This is a genomic window from Corynebacterium sp. (genome assembly GCF_030530965.1).
Taxonomy (GTDB): Bacteria; Actinomycetota; Actinomycetes; order Mycobacteriales; family Mycobacteriaceae; genus Corynebacterium.
The window spans coordinates 1-4,520 of sequence record NZ_JAUMTY010000070.1; the positions used below are offsets into that span (position 1 = coordinate 1).

The window sequence follows — 4,520 nt, forward strand, 5'->3', positions numbered from 1 at the left end:
GTCAGTACGATCGCTACGAGACAGACGGTGATGGGCGCGCAAGCGTGACGCACATTCGTCGAGTGGGGTAGAGGGGTTGTCAGATCGATTGGGTTTGGTGGATGATGGGGCAACACAGGTGCCCTGCTTGTAGATACACGAAAATCCCTGGTCAATCGTAACCAGGGAAAACGATGTTGGTGGAGCATAGGGGAATCGAACCCCTGACCTACTCGATGCGAACGAGTCGCGCTACCAACTGCGCCAATGCCCCGCGGACCCCCAGCACTTTACTCCGAGGATCCGTGATCCCCAAAACAAACAGGTCGTTGGGTGCCAAGTGCCAGGGACGATTCCCGCTGCAGCTCGTTAAGACAGCTCGTCGGTGAGTGCCTTGGTGAAGGCCGGCAGGTCATGTGGGTTGCGTGAGGTGATCAATACCCAGTCATTCCCGGGGCAACGGAAGACTTCTTCGTCCACCCAGTGAGCACCCGCGTTCTTGAGATCCGTGCGAATGGACTGGTAGGACGTCATGGTCTTGCCCTCGGTCAGTCCGGCGTCGATCAGTGCCCACGGTGCGTGGCAAATGGCGCCCACCGGTTTGTGTGCCGACGCGAACTCCTTAAGGATGCGCTGCGCCTCCGTATCGATGCGGAGGGTGTCGGCGTTGACGGTTCCTCCGGGGAGAACGACCAGGTCGTAATCGTCGGCACTGATTTTGTCGAGGGTCGTGTCGGCTTTGACGGTGGATGCCCAGTCTTTGTCGCCCGTCACGGTTTGAATGTCGTTGCCCGAGTTGGAAGCGATGGTGACATCAATGCCTGCCGACGATAAGGCGTCGCGTGGTGAGATAATTTCTGGCTCTTCGACGCCGAAATCAGTTGCGATGATGACTGCTTTCTTTGCCATGACGTTATCTCCTCAGAAATTCGAGTAGTTTTATTGCGTTGATCTGTTCTGGAGAGCGCACGGCTTCTTTCAGAGAAGAAGCCACACCGCGGAATAAACACGTGATCATATGGCGGCGTTGTTTCGCCCTCCCGGTTAGATCCAACACGTATGAGTGAGATGTATTCCATCACGTGTGGCGATGTGTGGCGCTAAAACCCAATGTTCCGATTTAGTTAAACAAGTTCAAAACGTTGATTTTGGCCTAAAAAACGATGAGAAAAATTGTTAGGGTGGAGAACATGACTGATATGCAGCCATTCCCGTCGCAGAACGACACTCAACAATACGGAGCCACTACTCCAGGTAGGTACCACGGCCCCGATGATGCCCCTGAGTACGACGGTGAGCCACCATTGTCGCAGCCTTTCTACGGCGCAAGTTTGCCTGCAGCCGTCAAGAGATTTGTCACCAGAGTCCTTCGGTTCAAAGGGCGCTCCTCAAGGTCCGAATACTGGTGGGTTCAGTTGGTCTTGTTCCTTATTTACGCTGCGGTTTCCGCAGTAGCGATTAGTGCTGGTGTGGATCCGGATGATGTGACCAATCCAGTGGGACTCGCCAGCGCTGTCTTTAGTGCGATTATTTTCGTGCCCAGTCTTTCGCTCGCATGGCGACGTTTGCATGATGCTGGTTTTGCCGGACCGTGGTACTTCATTTCCTTTACGGTTATCGCTGCTCCCGTGCTCCTCATCATGACGATCTTTCCGTCTAGACCCGAGAAGATGAAAGAAAAGTGGGACGACAAAGAAAATCTTTCATCTGCCGTCTAACAACCATGTGACGACGAAAAACACGTGACTCAGAAGAAAGCCACGTGATGAAGAACCCGAGAATCGGGCCTTGACATGGCGGGGAAGTACACCCCCGCCATGATTCATATGAGATCGTCGTTAAATGTCTTCCAACGACCTCGACGACGACTTCGGCCCTGTCAATGCCAGCAATCCGGCGGCGACACCAGTCAACGCAATCATCGCAAAGCCAGCAAAGAACGACGTCTTGTTAACAACGAAGGGCAGCAGGAGCGAACCAACCGCGCCACCGAGGTGACCACAACCATCCGCGATGGAGAACCCGCGCGCACGCAACGTCGTCGGGAAGGATTCCGCGGTGAAGGTGTAGCCCATCTGCAAGTAGGATCCCAATGCCATGGACGCCAGGAATGAACCAAGCGTCACCATGAAGGAGCTGGCCATCGTTGCGATGCACAGCATTCCGGCTGCCCACACCAGCGTACAAACAAAGATGAGGTACTTACGCTCGAATTTATCGGAGATAAAGATCATAATGAGCGCGCCGGTCGGGTAGCCGATAGCACCGATGGCAAGGTACAGAATCGACCCGGCAATGTTCTCGCCGTGCGACGAAATAAGGTCGGGGGCATCACCTAAGAAGCCGTAGTTGCCGATGTACCACAGGAACCACATCAGAGCCATAACGATGGCCGTGCGCAGGTACTTTCCTTCAGTGAGCGACGGTGCGCTGTCTGTCCCGGTGAGCCCAAGAGAGCGATCCTGCCTCTCTTCTTCTTTTTCAACCTCTTTCCGGAATTCCTCGCGAATCTTCTGCCCTTTACGCAGTTGCTCGTCGGTGAAGTTCGTTTCCATCTTCTCGATGATCTTTTCAGCATCATCGCAGCGCCATTGGGAAATTAACCACCTGGGCGACTCGGGGAGGGCTAGGGCAAAGAGAACACCGAAGACGCCGACAAGTGCGCCGATGAAGAATAGCCAGCGCCATCCGGTGTGGAAATTCGGAACCAATGCCAGGGCAACGAACGGTGTGATCGCTTGGCCGATAATTCCGACCATAAAGGTGGCGACGGAAAGCTTGCCGCGTTGGTTAGCCGGTGCAATTTCGCCGACGTACGTGGACGCTAGGTTCAGCGCTGCTCCCACGCCCATACCGGTCAAGAAGCGCCAGAGCGAAAGGTCCCACACCGTGAAGGAGAACCCGCAGAGGAGAGATCCTGCTCCCGAGAAAACGAGGGAACCGATGAAAGAGACTTTTCGTCCCTTTGCGTCGGAAAGCCAGCCAGCGAGCAGTGAACCAATAATGTAGCCCACGAGACCGACGGCAAGGGCCACGAACAAAGACATGTCCTGGCCCAGATTCATTTGCTCGTCGATAGCCGGCATGGCGAAGCCGATATCGCTGATGTCATAAAAGACGAAGAAGTATGCGATACCGATAACGAAGAAATCACGCTTGCGCAGTGGCCACGCAGGGAAGCGATCCATGCGGGCCAAGAGCTCACGACCGCGTTCGGTAGTGGATTGTTCGAATGTGGTGCCAGTTAGTTCATCAGCCATTGTAAGTCGCCTCCAAAAGTAGGCAGATGAATGAAATATCTGCAACACGTCCTGTGATGTGGGCATGCTGCGCATAAAAATGGTCAGCTAACAGCGGATGCTGGGGTTGAAAAATCGGCGTCAACCAGTGAGAGGCGTTGTTGCTGGCCCACTAACTCCAGCCTAGTTTTTGGGCTGCGCACCCAAGTTTTTCTGAAAGATAAAAACCCAAACCACCCTATTTAAGGTGTGGAAATGGGGTATTGGCTCCGGGGTGAGTGTGGGAATTGGCGCGCCTTTTCACAATGCTCTTCTCGGAACGCTACTGCGTCGCCATGAAGGAGAGCCCCCGTGTCAGGGCACCCCGCCACGCTGCAGGATCATGCCCATGTGCGGATACATCAAAGTGGCAGCGAATGTGGGCTCGTTCCAACTCCTCAACGACCGCGCGCGCATGAGACTCCATCAACCCTTCGCCGGTTCCCACGTCGAAGAAGAACCGTGAATCATTCTGCGTGAGTGCTGTCAAAGTCGCTTGGTCCTGGAGCTTCTCAGCGATGAGTCCGCCAGGTGGGCCTGGTAGCCGCGGCCCCTGTCGCGTCGGAAACCAGAATGATGGTGAACACCCGATAGCGGCATGGAACGTTTCGGGGCTTTCAATAACGCAGTCGGTGGCGCATAGCCCGCCAAGGCTCTGACCAGCAACAATGACATATGGGTCGGCAATGCCATAGTCGCGCGTGATGGCGGGGATAAGGTCGTCCTGGAGCGCACGCCTCCAGGCGGGATTGCAGCCAAGATCGCGGAGGCGGTTCTGTCCGCGGGATGTGGAATCTGTCGTTTCGACGGCGACCGCCGTGACCTCGGGAATGCTGCCGCTGGTCTCAAGCGCGCGGAGTGCATAATCAAAACCGGTGTGCGCCTCGTACCAGTCTTGGCCGTCGAGAAGAATGAGCAGCCACGGTCGACGTCGGGAATTATCTCTTTGATTGCCGACGGGAGTTCTCACCCACACATGTCTGTCCTGGAAAAATTCCGACGTCGAGTGCCATGTGTAGGGGGTAAACCCGGGCGTCGTGTTGTCGGCAGGGGTATCGGATATGTCCGCGGTGTCCCAACCAGGCTCGGGCAAGGCGTCCTCGAGCCGAACAATCCCGGATGACTTCGCGCGGTAGGGGTGGTCAGTATCGGGTGAGGAGTGTGACGATCGTCGTGATCGTAGGGGAGGTATCTGGGCGTGCGGATCGACCACCATGAGTGTCATGAGGGCTTTCCAGCGCGCCCGAAAATCGATCTGTTGAT

The 4,520-nt window shown here is 55.6% G+C and carries 4 protein-coding genes and 1 tRNA gene; 1 reads left to right on the forward strand and 4 read right to left on the reverse strand.

Annotation, left to right across the window (positions count from 1 at the left end):
* Positions 1-177: 177 nt before the first annotated feature.
* Together Q3981_RS09745 and Q3981_RS09750 are read right to left on the reverse strand one after the other, a co-directional pair.
* Positions 178-253: transfer RNA gene (locus Q3981_RS09745), tRNA-Ala, on the reverse strand.
* A gap of 95 nt (positions 254-348) precedes the next feature.
* A complete protein-coding gene (locus tag Q3981_RS09750) occupies positions 349-888 on the reverse strand; it encodes a type 1 glutamine amidotransferase domain-containing protein (protein ID WP_303125755.1) in 540 nt (179 codons plus the stop codon).
* Positions 889-1,169: 281 nt separating this feature from the next.
* Here Q3981_RS09750 and Q3981_RS09755 point away from each other — a divergent pair, with 281 nt between their 5' ends.
* Positions 1,170-1,697 carry a DUF805 domain-containing protein gene (locus Q3981_RS09755; RefSeq protein ID WP_303125757.1) on the forward strand — a complete coding sequence of 176 codons (528 nt, stop codon included), beginning with the start codon at positions 1,170-1,172 and terminating at the stop codon, positions 1,695-1,697.
* Positions 1,698-1,817: 120 nt separating this feature from the next.
* Here Q3981_RS09755 and Q3981_RS09760 read toward each other — a convergent pair whose 3' ends face one another.
* Together Q3981_RS09760 and Q3981_RS09765 are read right to left on the reverse strand one after the other, a co-directional pair.
* Positions 1,818-3,239, reverse strand: a complete 1,422-nt coding sequence (locus tag Q3981_RS09760; RefSeq protein ID WP_012731162.1) for an MFS transporter — start codon at positions 3,237-3,239, stop codon at positions 1,818-1,820.
* Between the two features lie 301 nt (positions 3,240-3,540).
* Positions 3,541-4,520, reverse strand: a 980-nt coding sequence (locus Q3981_RS09765) for an esterase family protein (RefSeq protein ID WP_303125767.1), incomplete at its 5' end; no start/stop codon positions are given.

Coding starts and splice junctions, on each gene's coding strand:
- Q3981_RS09750 (WP_303125755.1), bottom strand. CDS start 888: ATGGCAAAGAAAGCAGTCATCATCGCAACTGATTTCGGCGTCGAAGAG.
- Q3981_RS09760 (WP_012731162.1), bottom strand. CDS start 3,239: ATGGCTGATGAACTAACTGGCACCACATTCGAACAATCCACTACCGAA.
- Q3981_RS09755 (WP_303125757.1), top strand. CDS start 1,170: ATGACTGATATGCAGCCATTCCCGTCGCAGAACGACACTCAACAATAC.